Raw genomic sequence first — 20,014 nt, 5'->3', positions numbered from 1 at the left:
GCACAATCACTCCCGCATCCACTGTCCCGGGTGCGGCGTGTGGTAACTGACCATGGTCTTGGGGGCCTGACACTCGGGCAAACTCGCCGAAGCCCCAAGTAAATACCACTCCTCTCTGTGGGCCGTGCCCATGTTCTGGCCCTTGCTCATATCAAAGCAATCAAGCGTTATCCCACCGGGAACCAGAAGATAGCGTTGTTTACCTTGTTGCAGCCACTGCCAGGCCCTGCGCTCCTGCTCGGCAATGGAAGCCAGATAACTGAAGTGGGTAATACTCATGGGAGAAAACAGAATAAACTGCTCCTTAAAGCGGATCAGCCCAAGCTCGGCATCTTCACCTATAACCTCGGCAGTGTGCTGCATCAAGGCCTTGGGAGTACGTATTTCGTCGAGCAACAGATAGCCCCAGCTACTGACCAAGGCCCAACCCAGAATAGTCACCACGCCGGAGCGGAGCAGCGAAGGCTGTTTCCTTAACCACCAGAGCAAAATAAGCCAGGAGGAACCGAGCACCATAAACAGATAACCGATACCAGTGAGATCATTGGTATAATCAGCCAGTCTCTCGAGCAATTTGGGATGGTGCAGCAATGCCAGCACGCCCAGAGTCAGCAGCAAGCCCCCCAACAACCACAGCAAGGCGGAAACCAAGCGCTCAAACCATAGACACAACTGTGCTCCCTGCAGTGCTGCTGCAATGGCCAGCGCGGCCATCGGCAGTGCCGGCAAAATATAGACATTACGCTTACCTGGGCTGATGCTGAAAAACACCACCACCAGCAAGACCCATAACAGCAAAACGGCAATGCCAGGGTCGGCCTTGATAGCTGCCCAGAGTCGCTTTCCGTAAGCCAATGCCAATAGGGGCAGCGGAAACCAGAGCCAGGGAATGACACTGAAAACAAAGAAATACCAAGGCTTGATATGATGCCAGGCGTTGACGTAACGCTCACCCGTCTGCTTAAACAGAATATTGTTCATATATGCCAGGTGTTCCGGGCTGGCAGATGCTTGAACCGTCAGCACCATGGGAACCAACCAGAGCGCAATTACGGCCAGCATAACAACCGGCCCCAATACTACTCGCCAGCGCCAACTCTCTCGCCACAAGCCCTTTTGCCAACTGTACACCCCCAACGGCAATAACAGCAGCAAGGGCAGAAAACCAACTCCCTTGGTGATAACTCCCAGCCCCATAAAGCCCCAGGCGGCAAAATACCAGCCCCAACTGGGTCCCTTGAGGAAATGGCGCAGCAAGCCATAGCACCCTAAAGTTATCCAGCACATCACCATGGCATCTATCTGGGCATTCTTGGCCTGCATCAAAAACTGCGGCACCAACATCAGTAGCAGAGCGGCGTTGCGCCCGGTGCGAACATTCCACAGCCTTGCGCCCAGATCGTACACCAGCATCACGGTCAGCAAACCACACAGGGCATTGGGCAGTAAGAAAGCCAGCTTGAGGTCTCCAATCAAGGCGTAACAAAGTGCTATGGCCCACATGAAAACCGGCGGTTTGTCCGGATAGAATTCGCCACCACGGCTGGGAAACAACCACTGACCGCTGCTGACCATTTCTCTGGCGACTTCGACAAATCTAGGCTCGTCGGCAGGCCAGGGAGAGCGGAATCCTATTCCCAACAACATAATAAACAGGGTCAGCCAGAACAGTGCCCAAAACACTTTTGTGTAATCATCACTGTCAAAGTAGCTACGTAGCCAATTCATCAAAGCCCCTGTTTATCTGTAACCAAATCATCCACCTGACGGCTCAGACGATTACGGTAAAGGTAAGTTCCTATGGCGCTGGAAAGCAGCAATAACACTAGGCTGATACCGAGTTGATACTGATCAGACAAGCCCAAGCCGGCTCCCGCATAGGCAAAGATCAGCATCTGCGGCAGGTAGCCGATGAAACTGCCGATTAAGAAACCGCCTGCAGGCACCCGGGTTGCCCCGGCGAAGAGATTGGTCAACAGGTTACTGCCAATGGGTAACAGCCTGATCATTAAAACTTTAAGCCAGGTGCGATGAATGATCAGCCGTTCAAAACGTTGCAGCCGCGACCCAAAGCGCTTCTGTAGAAACTCGCGCACCGTCAAACGGGCACAATAAAAGCTGAGGAGACAACCCGCCAAGGCAGCAAAGGTGGAAAACAGGGCGCCCACAGCACCACCAAGCGCGAAGCCGAAAACAAATGCGATGATCTGCCTCGGGCCGCCCACTGCGGTAAACAGAGCGCCCACTGCAAACAGTAACGCCACTCCGGCAGGCCCTTGACGATGAATAAAGTTAGCGACCCAGTTACTGTCGGTGAGATGCTCAAACCAGCCGGCCTGAACGGCCAACATCAGCCCAAGCAAGACGGAGATCAACAACAGCGTCTTTAGCAGGCGCTTCAGCTTAGTCCCGGCGGCTGTATTCAATGCTGTCTATCTCGGCAATTTTGGCCCGGCGAATCAACCACATCACCCCGAGGATATCGACGATTCCCACCCAGAGTCGATTCCAGGCGGTATATTTGGAAATACCGGCTTGCCTGTCTCTGTGATTAACCACAGAAATACGCACATCACCGCCCATACGTCGGATAAGCGCCGGAATATACCTATGCATATGGTTGAAATAGGGGAGTTTCAGAAAACTGGCTCGCGGAAAGAGCTTAAGACCGCAGCCGGTATCCGGAACGCCATCGTGCAATAAGGCATCGCGTACCCTGTTGGCAAAACGGGATTGAAAGCGTTTCCAAGCCGTATCTTTACGGTGCTTTCGATAACCAGCGATGCAAAAATCAGCACTGTTCATTTCCGGGATCAGCCGGATCATGGCGGGAATGTCAGCAGGATCATTTTGACCATCGGCATCCAGGGTCACTATATATTCCCCCTTGGCCTCGCGCACACCTGTGCAGATAGCCGTGCTCTGGCCTGTACTGCGTTTATGGCGAATAACTCTGGCATCACAGCTGTTTTGCTTTGCAGTTTGCAACACTTCGTCGGCAGTATTATCGCTGCTGCCATCATCTACAACCAGAATTTCAAAAGGGGTTGTCGTTGCCAAGGCCTGACAGATCTCATTAATGAGAGGGCCTATATTGCCGGCTTCGTCTTTGGCGGGTATTACGACTGAAATCAAAAATAAGCTCCCGGGTTCCAAACTTGGAACTGATTAAAAAACAACCTACACAGGAAGTAGGTCTGGATGCAATATAGCTGTAGTTTCTTAAGGCCAAATTACGTCAATGCCGTTTTTCACGCAATCATTCTGTTTAAACTTGGTAACATTTTCATTACGAGCATAAAAAAGCCGGCTAGGCCGGCTTAGTTAAGTAGTTGTCACTCAGAACCTGTACTCATAACTACCAAACAAACTGGCATCGTTATCGTTATAAGTTTCAAACTCTGAACGGGAAGCTGTGCCACCAAAAGTCATCATCCCCTTCAGCAAGGGTATACGATAGCTGAGTTCCAACATCAGGAGGTCTTCCTTCGGTGGTTGAGGTGCCCACCCGTGCGAAGGTGACTTACCGTCTTTGTTGAGCTGAGCATAGCGCAGGTAGGCGTTAATACCATGGCTGTCGGCAAATTGACCCACCAAGCCGAGAACGTAGACATTGGCATCGCTGTCATAGGTAGAACCCAAAGAACGTTTGTAATAACGGGAACCACTCAAATAAGTGCTGTGCTCATAGAAACAGTTGAACACATTGGGATCACCACCACAGGCAACCAGAGTATCCGTATACTCAAAGAACAGCTTATATTGCTGCTGCGCCAGGTTGAAGCGGGTATCGGCACCCACCAGCACGGCGCAGTCGGCAATCTGCCATGGCGCCGAACCGCTGGAGTCTTCACAGGTGCGCTCCAGATAGAGACCAAAAGGCACATTAAACAGGGTATCGGCATAACGAACGTCGAAACCCGCCATCTGGTTACCTATCTTGGTATTCATCGAAGGGTCGCAGTTCGGGTCACCATCAGCACACTCGGTTCCACCGGAAATAGCATCCCAGAATGAACCAAAGCCGCAATCCTGCCCCTCTCCACAGAATTGTGTGGTCCAGGAAAGGCCTATTTCCAACTGTTTGAAGGGCCTGACACTGCCGCGCATATTCCACAGCAGGGTGTCCTCAACTGCTCTGTCGTCATTCATCCAACTGACACCTGCGGTCAGGGTCCAGGGGCCAATCCAGGATAGCCAAGGGGTTTCAAAACCGGCAGCATTATTACGACTGAGCATGATAGATGGCATAGGGCGAGCATTGTTTGACTTGTGCAAAGCCGAATCAAACCCAGGGCCCCACCACTGCTGCACGGCACCCGCTGTCATTATCCAGTTGCCCAGCACCAGCGCCATGTAGGAGTCATCCAAACGGGCACTCTCATCATCCTGGGCGTCATAGGCGCCGGTACCCGCAGCCTTGAAGGCAAAACGTTCTCCGACATATTCATATGAGGCGCTCAGTTGGCCCTTTTCACGGTAATCAGAGCCAAAATGTTGAAACCGGGCGGCATCCGAGGCTGCCGTCGCCTTGATGACAGCGTTGCCACGATTTTCTATCGCCTGACGATAGTAAAAATTCACTCTGGAAAAAGCATCTGTCAGCGCAGGAGTGAGGGTTGCCGGCTCAACCTTGGCCAAATCGGCACCGATACCGGCCCACATCAAGGGGTAAGTATTAACGGGAACCGTGATCACCCCGGCATCAGCCAGCGCCTGAATATCGGCTCTCAAATAAATGTCTGAACTATCGACCCAAGGTGCCGCATGACTCGCAGCGCTCATACCCAGGCCTGCGGCCAGCATCAGGCTCTTGTACAAAAGACTTCTCATTAACTTTAACTTCCTTGCTTTTTGACTCGGGCAACCAAAGCCTTGGCAACATCCGGATGAACAAACTGGCTGACATCGCCGCCATGCAGCGCGACCTCTTTAACCAGGGTAGATGAAATAAACGAGTTTTCTTCCGCCGGAGTCAAAAAGACACTCTCCAGTTCTGGGTGGAGCCGACGATTCATATTGGCTAATTGAAACTCATATTCGAAATCAGAAACCGCACGCAGCCCACGAACCAGTACATTGGCGCCTTGTTCTTTGGCAAAATCGACCAGTAGCCCGGTGAAACCAACCACCTCCACATTATCCAGGTGCGCAGTCACCTCATTTAGCATGGCGACCCTTTCTTCCAGAGTGAAGCAAGGCTGCTTGGATGGACTGGCTGCCACGCCTATCACCAAGTGAGAAAACAGTGCCGCGGCACGTTGAATAAGATCCGCATGACCATTGGTAACGGGATCAAAAGTTCCGGGATAGATGGCGCGTGTGAGCATAAGGATACCGACGTAATATTACTCGAATACAGAGGCCAGATCCTAACCGCTCGCACTGTGTTTGTGAATACGTATTAGGCGTCCAAATAACGGCTTACGGCTCAAGCTAACCCCAGTCAGTCCTCTACGACCTGAGATCTACCCAACTTTTGTGCTTGGTAAAGTCCTTGTGGCTTTCTCTTTTGTAGAGAGTAGCTTGCCATTGACGTTCAAGGCATCTGACTGAAGGCCTGCCTAAGTCGGATAACGCAGAGAACCGGCTGCTGTGTAAGCCAGAGTGCCACGAGGACTTGTTCGCACCTTCCCTAAGGCTTCCATACACTGAAACTCTTTATGACTACATAAATTTGAGAGTGGTGTAACGAGCGAAACACTGAAATATAAGCCACTGAACCTATGACTTATTATTCATGAAAGTGCGAATAAGTCCTCGATACTTCCTACTTGTACTACATCAAATAACGCCAAAAGCCACTATAGATATAGTTAACCCGGAATAGCATTCGGCTGTGGGGAATAATAAAAAATGTTTTCCCATGACAGAAAACATTGAAACCCATTCAACAATTACAGTATTTACGCCCTTAAAAACAAGGCAAATACCAAACCAAAAAAACAACAAATGGCAAACATTAAAAATAAAAAAGCAACATCATTATCTTATTAAAAACAACAAGGCTTTATTCCAGATATAAATTTTGAATTAGTTGTCTTGGCTAACTAAAATGCCGTCTTCAGCAATATATATATTTGGGTCAAGTCTGATGAGTAAGTTAAGAGTAGCACTTCTGGTTGATGAGTATTTTGGTGGAGCCAAAACAAAGTTTGGGGGATATGGTTTTCTTGCCCGCCATTTGGTTGCCAAATATCTGCCCGGTGATGATATTGATGTCGAAGTGCTGCTTAAAAAAGACTGTGGTAAAGTCAGGCTCATTCCCAAATGCCATATGATAGACGGTATCAAAGTCTATAAATTAGCCGCCAGGGCTTTCGATTTTATTAACTATTTGTTCTTGAAAAAAAAGCAGTATGATGTCTTCCTGTCTATTGAAATGACGACTCACTCATATCGTATATTCAGCAAGGCCCCTGGTAAAAATAAGAAGTTGCTGTTTTGGATTCAGGATCCACGTCCCACTTATGAATGGGATGAAATAAATACCGTCAAGCTGTTTCCAGAACCCTGCTATTGGGATCAACAAGTCTATGATTTTGTACATCAATACGCTAAGACGGGCAATATTCGTTTTATCAGTCAGGCCAGATGTTTAGACCAAAAAGCCAAAGACTTGTATCGCCTGCCGGCAGATACCGAGATTCAGTATCTGCCCAACCCTATTGAAATAGATGAAAATTTCGACCCGGATTATCATCAAAAACAAGACAATATTTTGTTCCTTGGCCGAATAGAATCAGTAAAACGCGGTTGGTTGTTTGCCGAAATTGCCCGAGCCATGCCGCAGTACCAATTCTACATGTTGGGGCAGGCACATAGACAGGCCGATGAGAACAACGCCGTGATGGCCAAGTATCAAGACATACCCAACCTGCACTTTGTCGGTCACGTTGAAGGCGAGCGTAAAAATCAGCTGCTGAAAGATGCCAAGCTGCTGGTCAATACCTCTATTCATGAAGCCTTGCCCGTGTCATTTCTCGAGGCCTTGTCATACGGAACCTTATTGGTCAGTTGTCAAAACCCGGATGAATTGACCAGTCGCTTCGGCATTTATACCGGCAAAGTTTTGGGGGATGGCTTCGACAAATTGCCGCTGTTCATCGAAGGGATTGAGCAGTTGCTGCAGAATGAAGCCAAACGCCAGACCCTGGCCAAGGAAGCCATTGCCTACATCAAAAAGGTGCACCATCTGGACAAGTTCAAGCAAGATATGTCCAAAGAGATACGGGAACTTAAGTCCCAAAGCCGACAAGTGCAAAGTCCGCAAGCAACTGGCTCAGCCTGGCCTCGCACAGTACAATAAGGTTTTTATCCTATTGGGGCAGAGATGAAACGACTCATAGTCGACCTTGACGGCACCCTTACCCAAGGTGACAGCAAGGATTACAGCGCGGTGTCACCGCGCTTGGATGTGATAGCCAAATTGCGTGAATATCAGGCGCAGGGGTTTGACATTGTTATCTCCACCGCTCGCAATATGCGTACCTTTGAGGGGAATGTTGGCAAGATCAATATTCATACCCTGCCGGTGATCACCGCTTGGCTCGATAAGCACCAGGTTCCCTACGATGAAATTCTGGTGGGTAAGCCTTGGTGTGGTCATGAGGGTTTCTATATTGATGACCGGGCGATAAGACCATCAGAATTTGCCAAGCTGAGCCGGGAGCAGATAGAAGAGTTACTGGCGGACGACAAAGCATAGGGCCAAGCATGTATCTGATAACTTCTGCAGCACTCGTGGCATCTGAACTCCAGTCTGAATTCGGGCCACTGCCGCCCTGTTTTTTACCGGTAGGCAATAAACGGCTGTTTCACCATCAACTGGCCCTGCTTCCCGAGGGCGCAAGAGTGGTGATGACACTGCCAGAGGGTTTTATTCCAGGGCCCTATGATACCCAGGCATTGGCAGAAAAGCAGGTAGAACTCCTGTACCTGCCGACTCACTTGAGTCTGGGGGAGTCTATAGTCTATGCCCTCAATCTGCTGGAATTTGCCACGACCGAGCCCTTGTATGTGCTGCATGGAGACACCTTGTTCGATGCCCTGCCACAGACCCCGGATCTGCTCGGCCTGAGCCAAGTTGAAGACAACTATGATTGGGCCGAATTCAATCCGGATACCGGTATGCTCAATAAACACCATAGTGATCAGCCATCATCCAGTGAATTGATCGCCAATGGTTTTTTCAGTTTTTCTGCACCAAGAGCCCTGATCCGCCATATCACCCAATGCAAGTGGGACTTTATCGCCGGACTCAACGGCTATATTGCCGAAAAAGGCCTCACCGCCGAGCGCTTCGAGCATTGGTATGACTTCGGCCACAGTCATACTTACTATCAGTCCAAGAGCCGAATGACCACCCAGAGAGCCTTCAATGAGATGTCGATTCAGGGACAGGTGGTCAGTAAATACAGCCATAAAAAGCGTAAACTGGCTGCCGAGGCCAACTGGTACACTGAACTACCAGGGCCGCTGCGCAGTTATATCCCACAATTACTCGGCACCCAGGAAACCACTGAATCCTTTGGCTACAGCATAGAATATCTGCATCTGACGGCGCTCAACGAGCTGTACGTCTTCAGCCAACTGCCGGCTTTTGCCTGGCGTAAAATACTCAGAGCCTGCAGCCAGTTTATCAAGGATGCCGCCAGTCAAAAGGCGCAACCCAAGCCGACCCTGGATGGCTTGTTTATGGCCAAGACCCGCTCACGCCTCAAGGAGTTTGCCAAGCAAACGCCTCTGGATCTCCACCAGCCCATCGTTTTTAACGGCCAACTCAGGCCCAGCATCTATCAACTGGCCGAAGCGACTCAGGCGCAACTTCCTGGTGACAGTGGTCAACTCAATGTGCTGCACGGTGATTTTTGCTTCAGTAATATTCTCTACGACTTTCGCACCTGTAATATCAAGGTGATAGATCCTCGCGGCATAGACGGCGACGAGCAGCAAACCATATATGGCAACAGCCTCTACGACATCGCCAAACTGGCCCATTCAGTGATGGGACTGTACGACTCCATTATCGCCGGCTACTTTCGGGCGCAGCTCGACGGTCAAGCGCTCAACTTCGATATTGCGGTGACGGAGAGACGGGAACAGATCATGGCCGACTTCACCCAACTGATGGCCAGTGAATTCGGTGTCAGCGAGAGCCAGCTCTACGCCATGCAGATCCAGCTATTTCTGTCCATGCTGCCACTGCACAATGACAGACCCGACAGACAATTGGGCTTTATCGGCAATGCCTATCGCCTGTATGATCGCCTGCAAAGCTGCACAGGAGCCCAATTATGATAGTCATCCCCATGGCCGGACTCAGTTCCCGTTTCTTCAAAGCCGGCTACCAGGAACCCAAATATATGCTGCCGGCCCATGGCAAGCCTTTATTTGACCATGCGCTGCTAAGTTTCAGCCGCTATTTTGCGACCATGCCGTTTCTATTTATCGTGCGCGATGTCTATAACACTCCAGAGTTTGTTGAAAAACGCTGCCGGCAACTGGGGATCAAAGATTACCGTATCGTCTCGCTCACGGAAGCGACTCGAGGACAGGCCGAAACCGTCTATTTGGGGTTAACGGATGTCGACCCGCAAACCCCGCTGACCATCTTCAATATCGATACTTTCCGCCCGGGCTTTAGCTTTCCTGCCATCACAGAGCATTGCGACGGCTATCTTGAAGTGTTCAAGGGTGAAGGCAGTAACTGGTCATACGCCAAACCTGCCGCTGTAGATTCGACGCTCGTCGTTGAAACCGCAGAAAAAAGGCCGATTTCCAATCTGTGCAGTACAGGTCTGTACTACTTCCGCCATGCCGCCGATTTTTGCGTAGCCTATACCCAGGAGGCCGCCAAGCCCGCCAGTGAGTGGCAAAAGCAGGAGCTGTATATAGCGCCTTTATACAACTACCTGATAAGTCAGGGTAAGCAGATCCATTTCCATCTGATTGAACGCGATGAAGTGATTTTTTGTGGTGTTCCTGAAGAATATCTATCCCTGCTGGCACAAGCCGATTAGCCAGGCTCCTTTCGACTACAATTCAGACGCTTAATTATGGCAATCAATTTCAGCGATATCACAGTGGTAGTGCAAGGCCCGGTTCAAAGCTACCAGGAAAGGGCCCAGGAAACAGGCATTACCCATAAGTGTTTGCAAAGCATCAGAGAGCACCTGCCCGGTGCCAAGATTATTCTCTCCACCTGGGAGGGGCAGGATTGCAGTGGGCTGGAGCCGGATCTGCTGCTGCTCAATCAGGACCCGGGTGGCAATATAGTGGCCTATGATGCCGCCGGCAAACCGCAAAAACTCAACTTCAACCGCCAAATTGTCTCCTCCGCCGAAGGGCTTAAACGGGTAGAAACCCGCTATGCCGTCAAACTGCGCTCGGACAATTTCCTGACCGGCAAGGGTTTTGTGGCAGCCCAGGGCAAGTATCCCGTCCGCAATGCCGTCGACAGCTATTTCCAGGAAAGAGTCGTAGTCAATACCAGCTACTTTCGGCGTTATGCCGAAGGGCAGAGAGTCGTCAGGCACCCGAGTGACTTTTTCCACTTTGGGCTCAAGGAAGATCTGTTGAAGATATGGGACCTGCCACTGTTTGCCGATCTCGAATACGACCCTTCGAGAAGCGGCCAGGCGCAATATCATGGCGCCCCTTTGACCTGCCCCCATGCAGAGCAGATTTATTGTGATATCTGGCTGAGACGCCTGGATCCCGCATGGCCCAAGCTGGAGCACAGGCACCATTTTGATGCCGCTATGGATGAGCAGTGGGATAGATTTATGGCTTCCAATCTACTGGTGCTGGAGCCTGAGCAGATTGGGCTTGGTCTGATAAAGCGCTTTATCCCCAAGAGCAAGCGCCCCAACGAGATGAGTCATCTCGACTGGCAACTGCTCTACCAGCGCTATTGTGACCCTAAGTTTCCGGCTTCCAAACTGGCCCTGTTCAGTACTCTGGGATGGCGACGCATGCTGAAAATGCCTTTCAGCTACCTCAAGTTCAGACTCGGTTAACGGGTTCCGGCAAATAGCCCTTGCACGCCAGAGAGCAGGCCGGTTTCGTTCGTACAATCCTAAATAAAAAGGGCAGAATCAGCCCTTTTTTTAATCTTTGTTACTCTGAGTCAGGCCCGTTGAGTAATGCCAGATATTGCTCAGCAACCCGCTTGGCACCCACTTGCTGCAGTATCTCGGCCGAAGCACAGTCCGGATAATCATTCAGCGCCGCATCCATGGCCTTGGCCAGCGCAGCAGGTTCCCTACGGGGTACCAGATAACGGCTAAACTCCCCGGTTAAAATCTCTTTCGGGCCATGACGACAATCGCTGCTCACCACAGGGGTTCCCACTGCCAGTGATTCTATCAATACCGTTGGCAAGCCTTCATAGTCGGAACTGAGCACCAACAGACGGGCATTTTTGATCCAGGGGTAGGGGTTGGTCTGGAATCCCGGGATGATCACCCTGTCGCTGACCCCAAACTTATGCGCCGCCTTGAGTGCCTTCTTCTTGTTGTTACACAACAATACCAATGGCATAGGGTTTTTCATCTGCTTCATGGCAGCGAAGAGCACATCGTGGCGTTTCTGCCGGGCAAAACGACCGACATGGATCATATAATCCCCTGTCGGCATATCTGCTGGCACTTGTTGTGACAAGGCCTGGATCTTGTCCAGCTCAAACGGATTGTAAATAGTCTGCACCGAAGCGGGCTTGATCCGGCCCACTTGCGTTATCTCCCCGGCGATCCCTTTGGAAACCGTCACCAATTTCTGGCCATTGAGCGCCTTCTTGGCCTTGAGCATACTCAGGTAGGCAAATGGCCCCAACTTGCGCTGCCTTTGCAACTCCTCTTCAATCGAGTTGTGCACTATGCAGTAGAGTGGCGCCACACAGGCGCGAGTCATCAACAGGTTGGTCTTGTCCAGATTGGAGAGAAACAACTCGAATGTGCCATGTTGCTGCTGTAGTTGTGCAATCCAGCTCTGCACTCTGGCAACCGATGATTTCAGGCGCCAGAAACTGTCGATATTGCGCTCTTTGGCATCGAAACAGAAATGCACCGCCAGGGCGGCGGGCACTTCGTGGTGACAGTCGTTATGCAGCACCAGCAGATGAGGCTCGTGTCCCATCTGCTTCAAGCTTGTGGCCAGCGTCAGCATTACTTTTTCGGCGCCGCCACCGGCGAGACTGTCTATGGCAATGGCGATTCTTCTGCCTGTCATGCTTGATTCTCCAGCAACGCCTTAAGCGCATCTATAGTGAGCTGTAGCCCGTTCATGTCCGGTTCTGCGGCCATGGCTTGTTGCAACTTCTGCCCCATATCCGGCGACAACAGGGCCTGTACTGCCGAACTCATCTGTTCGGCCTCGGCCTGCAGCACCAACCCCTTGTCTGAACAGACACGAATTCGCGCAGGCTGATCTTTGGACACGGCAACGGCCAGGGTATTTTTACGCAGCGCTATGGCCTGCAGCAGGGTATCACCGCCACTGAGAACCGCAGCGCGCGAAGCCACCAGCAAATTGATAAAGTCGGCATTGGCCAACGAGGAAATAGCTATGACACCGGGAGCCTGCGGTAAATCCTTGGGATAATTGGGGCCAAACACCATCACCACAGGAATACCCGAGGCTTGGTAACAAGCCTCGGCGGCGGCAAAGAAATAATCGGCTGCCAGCTTGTCATTGAGTTTATGGCCGCCGGAACCGGCGTTGAACAGCAAAAATTCGCCCTCATTCAAGCCATACTGTTGCAGCAAAGTCTGCTGCCGCGCTTCATCCGGCGGGGTAAATACAGGGCCGATACACACAGGTTCCGGCTTACCAATGAGCTTTAGCTTGATACTTTCCCAGGCGCTGATAGGGCCGATAACAAACTCAGGCTGTACGACCAAGTGGCTGTCTGTGACCCTGGCGCGCCCTATTTTCATACCCCGGCTGCGCTTGCGCTTGTGCTGGCTGAAGAAGATCACCTTGGCACCCAAGTTGTGGGCATGGCTCAGTTGTGACTTACGGCCTGAAGCGTCAAACAGCACCACATCGGGAGCAAACTCATCCATGATGCCGTTGACCGCCTTGACCTCCTTAGTGGGCGTCCGGGCCAGCAAATCTGCAGGATAGGGACAAGTCTTGGCGTAGGGAGCTTCCCGGCTGAGAACAAAGCGAATATCCGCCTGTGGCCAAACCCGCTTCACTTCATCGGCGATGATCAATGAGCGCATATACTCACCCATGCCTTCGGCAGAAGACACGGGCACAAACAAAAACTTTACTGCGGATTGGGCTGTCATAGGCTTATTCATAGACTGATACTTCAAAGACGAAAGTCGGCGACCACGCGATCGAACATGCTGCACACCTGCTCCACAGAGATCAACTCCATCAGATGCTCACCTTTGGCTCGTGTGCCCCAGGGAACCTGATGGCCCGGGAACTGCTGCGCTATCGCTTGCTCATAGGCACTCACCACATATTCCTTCCAAGTGTATGGCCCGGTGCGCCCCGGATTGGAATGAGCATAGAGACCGATAACCGGCGTCGCTTGGGTCACCGCCATATGCGCCGGACCAGTATCCGGAGCCAACACCAGGCTGGCCCGCTCCAGAACAGCCAGCAACTGCACCAGAGATGTTTTGCCAATCAAATTAGTTGGCGGCTGCTGACACTGGGCACTGATATCCTCAGCCAGCTGTTTTTCCAATGCACTTGGGCCACCGCAGAGCAACACCTTGAACCCGCGTTCAAACGCATGGTTGGCCACGGCGGCATACCGCTCCGGCAACCAGTTGCGTTCGGCCTTACTCGCCGCCGGGCAGATGATAAAAGTCTTGTCATCATCAGCGACCCACTGACGAGCAAACGCCTTGTCCTCTTCCGGCAGCGGGATATGCCAACTGGGGCTCAAATCTGTTACTCCCAATTTGGCGGCAAACCCCATAAAGCCTTCCAGCACGTGTGGCGTTGCCAGCGGAGCCACCTGTTCATTGGTCACCAGCCACTGCCCTTCTTTGGCTCTGGCCCGGTCAAAACCTATGCGCACCTTAGCGGGGATCATCAATGAGGCTATGGTAGCCCGCAGCGCCACCTGCATGTGCAACAGCACATCGAAGCGACGTCCCTTGAGCGCCCGCCGCAGATTGAGATAACTCTTCCAGCCTTGGCCTTTGTCGAACACCACAAACTCAACTCCGGGCAGGTGCTTGAGCAACTGATATTCTATCTTGCCTATCACCCAGGTGATGGCCAGTTGCGGGTACTGGCGCTGAATCGCCTGCACCATGGCTACGGCATGACAAACATCGCCAATCGCCGACAGGCGCAGCAAACAGAGAGATTGAATTTTCGCGGGGTCAAGGCTCATGGACAGAATCGGCTTCTTGGGTGCAAACCCCAGATCTTAATGTAGAATAGACCCAGGTTCCACGCTTATAACGAACAAATAGCCGATGCAGATTAAAAACACCGCCAAGGGTTGCCTGGCACTGAGCCTTGCCGCCCCACAAGCCCTGAATGAAACCTGGTTTGACGAGTCTTTTTGGCGGCAACAGCAAGCGATTGTCGGCTCATCCAAGGGGCGTTACACCACCTGGTTTGTTGAGCATGAGAAACAGCAATGGGTATTGCGCCACTATTGGCGCGGTGGCTTGATGGAAAAGTTCAGCAAAGACGCCTACCTGTTCACCGGCCTCACCAAGACCCGCGCCGTGGCAGAACTGGCGCTCTTGGAGCAACTCTTTGAAGAAGGTTTACCTGTGCCCGAGCCGATTGCCGCCAAAGTGGAACGCTTCGGGCTCTGGTACCGGGCCGACATTCTGATCCGCCGCATTCATGGTGCCGAGGATCTGGTGGCTCTGCTGCAAAAACAGGCTATGTCCCGCCCACAGTGGCAACAACTCGGTGCCTTGATTGGCCGTTTTCATCAGCGCGGTGTCTACCATGCCGATCTCAACGCCAAAAACATTCTCAGCAGCGACCAGGGCTTTTATCTGATTGATTTTGACCGAGGTGAGCTGCGAACCCCAGCCGATGGCTGGCAACAGGCCAATCTCAGTCGGCTGCTGCGCTCCTTCAACAAGGAAAAACGCAAACAGCCCGAGCTGCAATTTGCCGAAGAGAACTGGCAGTGGCTGCTGGAAGGCTACCGCGGCTCAGCGAGTGCCTGACAACAAGGCCTGAGCCAACTGCAACTGCTTCTGCAGTGCTCCTCTGTTGCTGCTAACCACTTCCAAGCCGGCTTGGGCGGCGCGGCGTCTCGCATCGCCGTCCTGTAACAGTGCCGTTATGCCACTCGCCAACGAGGAAGCATCTTCAACCAATTGCAAGGCTCCGGCATCTTGCAGCAGACGGGTTATCTCGGCAAAGTCCCAATGATGAGGGCCAACAAATACCGGCAAGCCCAAGGCTACCGGCTCCAGCGGATTATGCCCGCCATTGGTGATCAAGGTGCCGCCGACAAAGGCCAGATCGCCACAGGCATATAACCCCAGCAGCTCCCCCATGGTATCCCCCAGCAGCACCTGAGTCTCGGCAGCTAGCTCATGGCCGCTGCTGCGCCGCACATAGGCAAGCCCGGCCTGCTTGATTGCCGTGGCGGCATTATCGAACTGCTCCGGGTGTCTCGGTACCATGATCAATAAAGCCTCAGGCCACAGCGCCAACAAGCGTTTATGGCACTCCAGCATGGCGGCAAACTCCCCCGGATGAACGCTGCCGGCAACCCATACCGGGGACGAGGCGCGTCCCCACAACTGCCTTTCCCCTCTGGCCTTGGTTATCTTGTGCTGATCCAGTTGCAGGTCGAACTTGAGGCTGCCGCAAACACTCAACTTGTCGCCGGCAACCCCGAGGGCGATAAAGCGTTCGGCCTCGGCTTGGGTCTGCACTGCTATCTTGTCCAGTAATTGCAACATAGGCAGGCTAAGATCGGCCCACTTTTGGTATTTGGCTGCCGACTTGGCTGACAACCTAGCGTTGGCCAGCATGATGCCGGCGCCCTGTTTTTTGGCCTGATGCAGCAAGTTAGGCCAGAGTTCGGTTTCCATCACAATCAGGTTCGAAGGATTGAGCCTGTTCAGAAAACGCCGCACACACCAGGGAAGATCGAACGGCAAATAACAGTGTTGTACTTTGTCGCCAAACGCCTTGAGTACCTCGCGGGAACCTGTGGGACTGGTGGTCGTTACCGTGACAGATAAATCAGGGTTGGCTAGCATCAGCGCCTTGATCAGCGGGACCGCCGCCAGGGTTTCCCCCATGGAGACTGTGTGGATCAACAAGTCTGTCGGCCTGGCCTTGAACAAGCCGAATCGCTCGCCCCACCTGCCGCGATAATCCGGGCTCTTCAAGGCCCTAAATGCCAGGTAGAGCAGCAACAGTGGCGACAACAGATACAGCAAGAGTGAGTAACGGCTAAGGTTCATTGGCGGGATAATTGAGTTTTGCCTGATGGATTGTCACAATGCTAGCATAATACCCGAAGCAGCATAACCAAGAGCCATTCGCCGGATTGCGGATGATGCCGCAACCATTTAGGACTCAGATGAAAACCCGCGATAAAATCATCCAGGCCAGTCTGGAACTCTTCAACGAACACGGCGAGCGCTCCATCACCACCAATCATATCGCGGCCCATCTGGGAATCAGCCCGGGCAATCTCTATTATCACTTCCGCAACAAGGAAGACATTATTCGCTGCATCTTCGCCCAGTATGAAAATCATTTGGAACTGGGGTTTCAACCCTATGAAGACAGGCAAGTCGATGTCGAGTTGTTGATTGGCTATTTCGATGCCATGTTCTATACCCTGTGGCAATTTCGCTTTATGTACGCCAACCTGGCCGACATCCTCAGCCGCGATGAGGCCTTGAAAAAGCGCTATCTGGAAGCCCAGCAAAAGGTGCTGACCCGCTCTAGCCATGTGCTGCAGCTACTATGCCAGGATGGATTTCTGCAGCTGGAGCAAGACAAGATCTCCAGCCTGGCCGATACCATCAAGATGATAGTCAGTTTCTGGATCAGCTATCAGCTGACCCAATCCAGCATAGCCAATATTACCAAGTCTTCACTCTATGAAGGCCTGCTCAGGGTACTGATGATCTTCAAGGCCTACGCCACTCCCAGTTCCACCTCGACCTTCGAGCGCCTGGAGCAGCACTACCAAACTTTGGCTCACCAGCAAGACTAGCACTGCAGCCTTGGGCATCTGTCATTCAGGTGCCTTTCTCCTTCTCGACTTCCTTAGTTTTTCTCATCTGAAACAAGCACTAGCCCTAATCTGATTTATCCCTGTCGGCTCAGCTTAAAAAAGAGTGTTGGGCCATTGGCTTTAGGGTTAAAATGCCACCACTCCAATAAACAGAATAATCCAATCAAGGAGACTTAAGGTGGCATCTACCTCATTCTACGATCAGATCAACCAACAGCTTGCCGACGTCAAGGCCGAAGGCCTGTACAAGAGCGAGCGTGTAATAGTTTCTCCGCAGCAACCAGCCATTCGCGTCAACGAAGCAGAAGTTATCAACTTCTGCGCCAACAACTACCTGGGCCTGGCCAATCACCCTGAATTGATCAAGGCGGCGCAGGCCGGGTTGGCAGACCATGGCTTCGGCATGGCCTCGGTACGTTTTATTTGCGGAACCCAGGACATTCACAAGCAGCTGGAAGCCAATCTGTCCGAGTTTCTCGGCATGGAAGATACCATCCTCTACTCCTCCTGCTTCGATGCCAACGCCGGTCTGTTTGAAACCCTGCTGGGCCCGGAAGATGCCATAGTGTCGGATGCCCTGAACCACGCTTCTATCATTGACGGTGTCCGCCTGTGTAAGGCCAAGCGTTTCCGCTACGCCAACAATGATATGAACGACCTGGAAACCCAACTGATCGCCGCCCGCGATACCGGTGCCCGCCATATCTTGATAGCGACAGATGGGGTGTTTTCCATGGATGGGGTTATTGCCAACCTCAAGGGTATCTGTGATCTCGCCGACCAATACGGCGCTATGGTCATGGTCGATGACTCCCACGCCGTTGGCTTTATCGGCCAGAACGGTCGCGGCACCCACGAATATTGCGATGTGATGGGGCGTATCGACATCATCACAGGCACCCTGGGTAAGGCGCTGGGCGGCGCTTCCGGCGGCTTCACAGCGGCCCGCAAAGAAGTTGTCGATTGGCTGCGTCAGCGTTCACGCCCTTACCTGTTCTCCAACTCACTGGCGCCTTCCATCGTCAGCGCTTCGATTCGGGTGCTGGAGATGCTCAAAGAGGGCCAGGAACTGCGCGAAGCGGTATGGGAAAACAGCCGTTATTTCCGTGAAAAAATGGCTGCAGCCGGATTCACCCTGGCCGGTGCCGATCACGCCATAGTGCCGGTCATGCTGGGTGATGCCAAGTTGGCCAGTGACTTCGCCAACCGCCTGCTGCAGGAAAACATCTATGTCATCGGCTTCTCCTTCCCGGTAGTACCCAAGGGACAGGCCCGTATCCGTACCCAGATGTCGGCGGCTCACAGCCGTGAACAGCTGGACAAGGCCATCGAAGCCTTCACCCGAATCGGTAAGGAGATGGGTATCATCTGATACCTATCCCATGGAGTAACATGATGAAAGCACTGAGTAAACTCAAGCCTGAACAAGGCATCTGGATGGTAGACGCGCCCAAACCTGAAATGGGCCATAACGATCTGCTGATCAAGATTCGCAAGACCGCCATTTGTGGTACCGATGTGCATATCTACAACTGGGATGAGTGGTCACAAAAGACCATCCCGGTTCCTATGGTTGTCGGCCATGAATATGTCGGCGAAGTGGTAGATATGGGTCAGGAAGTTCGTGGCTTCAATATTGGTGACCGAGTGTCAGGCGAAGGTCATATCACCTGTGGTCACTGCCGTAATTGCCGTGGTGGCCGTACTCATTTGTGCCGTAACACAGTGGGGGTTGGGGTTAACCGCGAAGGCGCCTTCGCCGAATATCTGGTGATCCCGGCCTTCAACGCCTTCAAGATCCCCGATGATATCAGCGACGATCTGGCCGCTATCTTCGACCCCTTTGGCAACGCGGTACACACTGCGCTGTCGTTTGATCTCGTCGGTGAAGATGTGCTGATCACCGGAGCCGGTCCCATAGGCATTATGGCCGCCGCGGTTTGCCGCCATGTCGGTGCCCGCCACGTAGTTGTCACAGATGTCAACGAATACCGTCTGGAACTGGCGCGCAAGCTGGGAGCGACCCGAGCCGTCAATGTGGCCAAGGAAAAACTCGAAGATGTGATGAGTGAGCTCGGCATGACAGAGGGCTTCGATGTCGGCCTGGAAATGTCCGGTGTACCATCGGCCTTCCACTCCATGTTGGATACCATGAACCACGGTGGCAAAATTGCCATGTTGGGGATCCCGGGTGGCGATATGGCCATAGACTGGAGCAAGGTCATCTTCAAGGGGTTGGTGATAAAGGGCATCTATGGCCGGGAAATGTTTGAAACCTGGTACAAGATGGCCAGTTTGATCCAGTCCGGATTGGATATTGCGCCTATTATCACCCACCATTACAAGGTGGATGACTTCCAGCAGGGCTTCGATGCCATGCGTTCGGGTCAATCCGGCAAGGTCATTCTCAGCTGGGATTGATCCTCAAACAGGGCGCTGTACTCATGCAGCGCCCTGATGCACACTGTTAACAAGCATCACCTCTTTTACAGGCAAAGTATGTCCAGTTACCAACACCTTTCTGTCGTTCAACTCCAGCAAATGATGGCCGAAGATGCCGAGTTGCAGATAGTCGATATTCGCGATCCTGCCAGTTTCGAGACGGCCCATATTCCAGGAGCCGTCCGCCTCGGCAATGACAATCTGGCCGACTATCTCAGGGACGCTGATATGGATAAGCCCTTGGTTGTCTGCTGTTATCATGGCATCAGCAGCCAAAGCGCAGCGGAATATTTGCAACATCAAGGATTCGATGAGGTCTACAGCCTGGATGGCGGTTTCGCTGCCTGGCCGAGGGACTGA

The 20,014-nt window shown here is 52.4% G+C and carries 19 protein-coding genes; 10 read left to right on the top strand and 9 right to left on the bottom strand.

What is annotated here, in order from left to right:
* Positions 1 to 6: 6 nt before the first annotated feature.
* The 5 genes from N512_RS0111095 to coaD form a co-directional block, all read right to left on the bottom strand.
* The gene (locus N512_RS0111095) at positions 7 to 1,728 is read right to left on the bottom strand and encodes an ArnT family glycosyltransferase (protein WP_028780381.1); all 1,722 of its coding nucleotides are present in this window, start codon (positions 1,726 to 1,728) and stop codon (positions 7 to 9) included.
* Complete coding sequence (locus tag N512_RS0111090) at positions 1,728 to 2,402, bottom strand: TVP38/TMEM64 family protein (protein ID WP_028780380.1); 675 nt, start codon at positions 2,400 to 2,402, stop codon at positions 1,728 to 1,730. The genes N512_RS0111095 and N512_RS0111090 overlap by 1 nt, the downstream gene beginning before the upstream one ends.
* A gap of 1 nt (position 2,403) precedes the next feature.
* The gene (locus N512_RS0111085; protein WP_028780379.1) at positions 2,404 to 3,135 is read right to left on the bottom strand and encodes a glycosyltransferase family 2 protein; all 732 of its coding nucleotides are present in this window, start codon (positions 3,133 to 3,135) and stop codon (positions 2,404 to 2,406) included.
* Between the two features lie 204 nt (positions 3,136 to 3,339).
* Complete coding sequence (locus N512_RS0111080) at positions 3,340 to 4,833, bottom strand: capsule assembly Wzi family protein (protein ID WP_028780378.1); 1,494 nt, start codon at positions 4,831 to 4,833, stop codon at positions 3,340 to 3,342.
* Positions 4,834 to 4,838: 5 nt separating this feature from the next.
* Entirely contained in the window at positions 4,839 to 5,330 is a 492-nt protein-coding gene (gene coaD, locus N512_RS0111075) for a pantetheine-phosphate adenylyltransferase (protein WP_025009078.1), read from the bottom strand.
* Between the two features lie 725 nt (positions 5,331 to 6,055).
* Between coaD and N512_RS0111070 the strand changes: the two genes are divergently transcribed.
* From N512_RS0111070 to N512_RS0111050, 5 genes are read left to right on the top strand one after another with little or no spacing between them, the layout of a single operon-like run.
* Positions 6,056 to 7,309, top strand: coding sequence for a glycosyltransferase family 4 protein (locus N512_RS0111070; protein WP_231473568.1), 1,254 nt, complete (start codon positions 6,056 to 6,058; stop codon positions 7,307 to 7,309).
* A gap of 24 nt (positions 7,310 to 7,333) precedes the next feature.
* On the top strand, positions 7,334 to 7,708 hold the full coding sequence (locus tag N512_RS0111065; RefSeq protein WP_025888998.1) for an HAD hydrolase family protein: 375 nt from the start codon (positions 7,334 to 7,336) through the stop codon (positions 7,706 to 7,708).
* Positions 7,709 to 7,743: 35 nt separating this feature from the next.
* Positions 7,744 to 9,300 (top strand): phosphotransferase, encoded by a 1,557-nt coding sequence (locus N512_RS0111060; RefSeq protein WP_197021450.1) that lies wholly within the window; start codon positions 7,744 to 7,746, stop codon positions 9,298 to 9,300.
* Positions 9,297 to 10,022, top strand: coding sequence for a glycosyltransferase family 2 protein (locus N512_RS0111055; protein ID WP_028780375.1), 726 nt, complete (start codon positions 9,297 to 9,299; stop codon positions 10,020 to 10,022). The genes N512_RS0111060 and N512_RS0111055 overlap by 4 nt, the downstream gene beginning before the upstream one ends.
* Before the next feature lie 36 nt (positions 10,023 to 10,058).
* On the top strand, positions 10,059 to 11,021 hold the full coding sequence (locus tag N512_RS0111050; protein ID WP_037474813.1) for a WavE lipopolysaccharide synthesis family protein: 963 nt from the start codon (positions 10,059 to 10,061) through the stop codon (positions 11,019 to 11,021).
* Between the two features lie 100 nt (positions 11,022 to 11,121).
* On the opposite strand, the gene N512_RS0111045 is transcribed toward N512_RS0111050, so the two are convergent.
* From N512_RS0111045 to N512_RS0111035, 3 genes are read right to left on the bottom strand one after another with little or no spacing between them, the layout of a single operon-like run.
* The gene (locus N512_RS0111045; RefSeq protein ID WP_028780373.1) at positions 11,122 to 12,231 is read right to left on the bottom strand and encodes a glycosyltransferase; all 1,110 of its coding nucleotides are present in this window, start codon (positions 12,229 to 12,231) and stop codon (positions 11,122 to 11,124) included.
* Positions 12,228 to 13,298, bottom strand: a complete 1,071-nt coding sequence (locus N512_RS0111040) for a hypothetical protein (protein WP_028780372.1) — start codon at positions 13,296 to 13,298, stop codon at positions 12,228 to 12,230. Before N512_RS0111040 ends, N512_RS0111045 begins: the two co-directional genes overlap by 4 nt.
* A 23-nt stretch (positions 13,299 to 13,321) precedes the next feature.
* On the bottom strand, positions 13,322 to 14,368 hold the full coding sequence (locus N512_RS0111035; RefSeq protein WP_028780371.1) for a glycosyltransferase family 9 protein: 1,047 nt from the start codon (positions 14,366 to 14,368) through the stop codon (positions 13,322 to 13,324).
* Between the two features lie 85 nt (positions 14,369 to 14,453).
* On the opposite strand from N512_RS0111035, the gene N512_RS0111030 reads away from it, so the two are divergent.
* Entirely contained in the window at positions 14,454 to 15,170 is a 717-nt protein-coding gene (locus N512_RS0111030; RefSeq protein ID WP_028780370.1) for a 3-deoxy-D-manno-octulosonic acid kinase, read from the top strand.
* Here N512_RS0111030 and waaA read toward each other — a convergent pair.
* Positions 15,156 to 16,427, bottom strand: a complete 1,272-nt coding sequence (waaA, locus tag N512_RS0111025; protein ID WP_028780369.1) for a lipid IV(A) 3-deoxy-D-manno-octulosonic acid transferase — start codon at positions 16,425 to 16,427, stop codon at positions 15,156 to 15,158. The genes N512_RS0111030 and waaA overlap by 15 nt on opposite strands.
* 119 nt (positions 16,428 to 16,546) lie before the next feature.
* Here waaA and N512_RS0111020 point away from each other — a divergent pair, with 119 nt between their 5' ends.
* From N512_RS0111020 to glpE, 4 genes are all read left to right on the top strand, one after another.
* Complete coding sequence (locus N512_RS0111020) at positions 16,547 to 17,191, top strand: TetR/AcrR family transcriptional regulator (RefSeq protein ID WP_025009072.1); 645 nt, start codon at positions 16,547 to 16,549, stop codon at positions 17,189 to 17,191.
* A 199-nt stretch (positions 17,192 to 17,390) separates the two neighbouring features.
* Positions 17,391 to 18,584, top strand: coding sequence for a glycine C-acetyltransferase (locus N512_RS0111015; protein ID WP_028780368.1), 1,194 nt, complete (start codon positions 17,391 to 17,393; stop codon positions 18,582 to 18,584).
* Positions 18,585 to 18,607: 23 nt separating this feature from the next.
* Positions 18,608 to 19,633, top strand: coding sequence for an L-threonine 3-dehydrogenase (gene tdh, locus N512_RS0111010; RefSeq protein WP_025888990.1), 1,026 nt, complete (start codon positions 18,608 to 18,610; stop codon positions 19,631 to 19,633).
* A gap of 78 nt (positions 19,634 to 19,711) precedes the next feature.
* On the top strand, positions 19,712 to 20,014 hold the full coding sequence (gene glpE / locus N512_RS0111005) for a thiosulfate sulfurtransferase GlpE (RefSeq protein ID WP_025888989.1): 303 nt from the start codon (positions 19,712 to 19,714) through the stop codon (positions 20,012 to 20,014).

The sequence above is a fragment of the Shewanella sp. 38A_GOM-205m genome, from assembly GCF_000518445.1.
GTDB classification, from domain to species: Bacteria; Pseudomonadota; Gammaproteobacteria; order Enterobacterales; family Shewanellaceae; genus Shewanella; species Shewanella algae.
Note: the sequence above shows the minus strand (reverse complement) of the source record. Positions and strands in the feature narration are given on the sequence as shown.

Bases quoted from the DNA above. Each gene is read 5' to 3' on its own strand.
- N512_RS0111030 (WP_028780370.1), top strand. From the start codon at position 14,454: ATGCAGATTAAAAACACCGCCAAGGGTTGCCTGGCACTGAGCCTTGCC.
- N512_RS0111020 (WP_025009072.1), top strand. From the start codon at position 16,547: ATGAAAACCCGCGATAAAATCATCCAGGCCAGTCTGGAACTCTTCAAC.
- N512_RS0111055 (WP_028780375.1), top strand. From the start codon at position 9,297: ATGATAGTCATCCCCATGGCCGGACTCAGTTCCCGTTTCTTCAAAGCC.
- N512_RS0111040 (WP_028780372.1), bottom strand. From the start codon at position 13,298: ATGACAGCCCAATCCGCAGTAAAGTTTTTGTTTGTGCCCGTGTCTTCT.
- N512_RS0111095 (WP_028780381.1), bottom strand. From the start codon at position 1,728: ATGAATTGGCTACGTAGCTACTTTGACAGTGATGATTACACAAAAGTG.
- N512_RS0111035 (WP_028780371.1), bottom strand. From the start codon at position 14,368: ATGAGCCTTGACCCCGCGAAAATTCAATCTCTCTGTTTGCTGCGCCTG.
- coaD (WP_025009078.1), bottom strand. From the start codon at position 5,330: ATGCTCACACGCGCCATCTATCCCGGAACTTTTGATCCCGTTACCAAT.
- N512_RS0111070 (WP_231473568.1), top strand. From the start codon at position 6,056: ATGCCGTCTTCAGCAATATATATATTTGGGTCAAGTCTGATGAGTAAG.
- waaA (WP_028780369.1), bottom strand. From the start codon at position 16,427: ATGAACCTTAGCCGTTACTCACTCTTGCTGTATCTGTTGTCGCCACTG.
- glpE (WP_025888989.1), top strand. From the start codon at position 19,712: ATGTCCAGTTACCAACACCTTTCTGTCGTTCAACTCCAGCAAATGATG.
- N512_RS0111045 (WP_028780373.1), bottom strand. From the start codon at position 12,231: ATGACAGGCAGAAGAATCGCCATTGCCATAGACAGTCTCGCCGGTGGC.
- N512_RS0111080 (WP_028780378.1), bottom strand. From the start codon at position 4,833: ATGAGAAGTCTTTTGTACAAGAGCCTGATGCTGGCCGCAGGCCTGGGT.
- N512_RS0111065 (WP_025888998.1), top strand. From the start codon at position 7,334: ATGAAACGACTCATAGTCGACCTTGACGGCACCCTTACCCAAGGTGAC.
- N512_RS0111050 (WP_037474813.1), top strand. From the start codon at position 10,059: ATGGCAATCAATTTCAGCGATATCACAGTGGTAGTGCAAGGCCCGGTT.
- tdh (WP_025888990.1), top strand. From the start codon at position 18,608: ATGAAAGCACTGAGTAAACTCAAGCCTGAACAAGGCATCTGGATGGTA.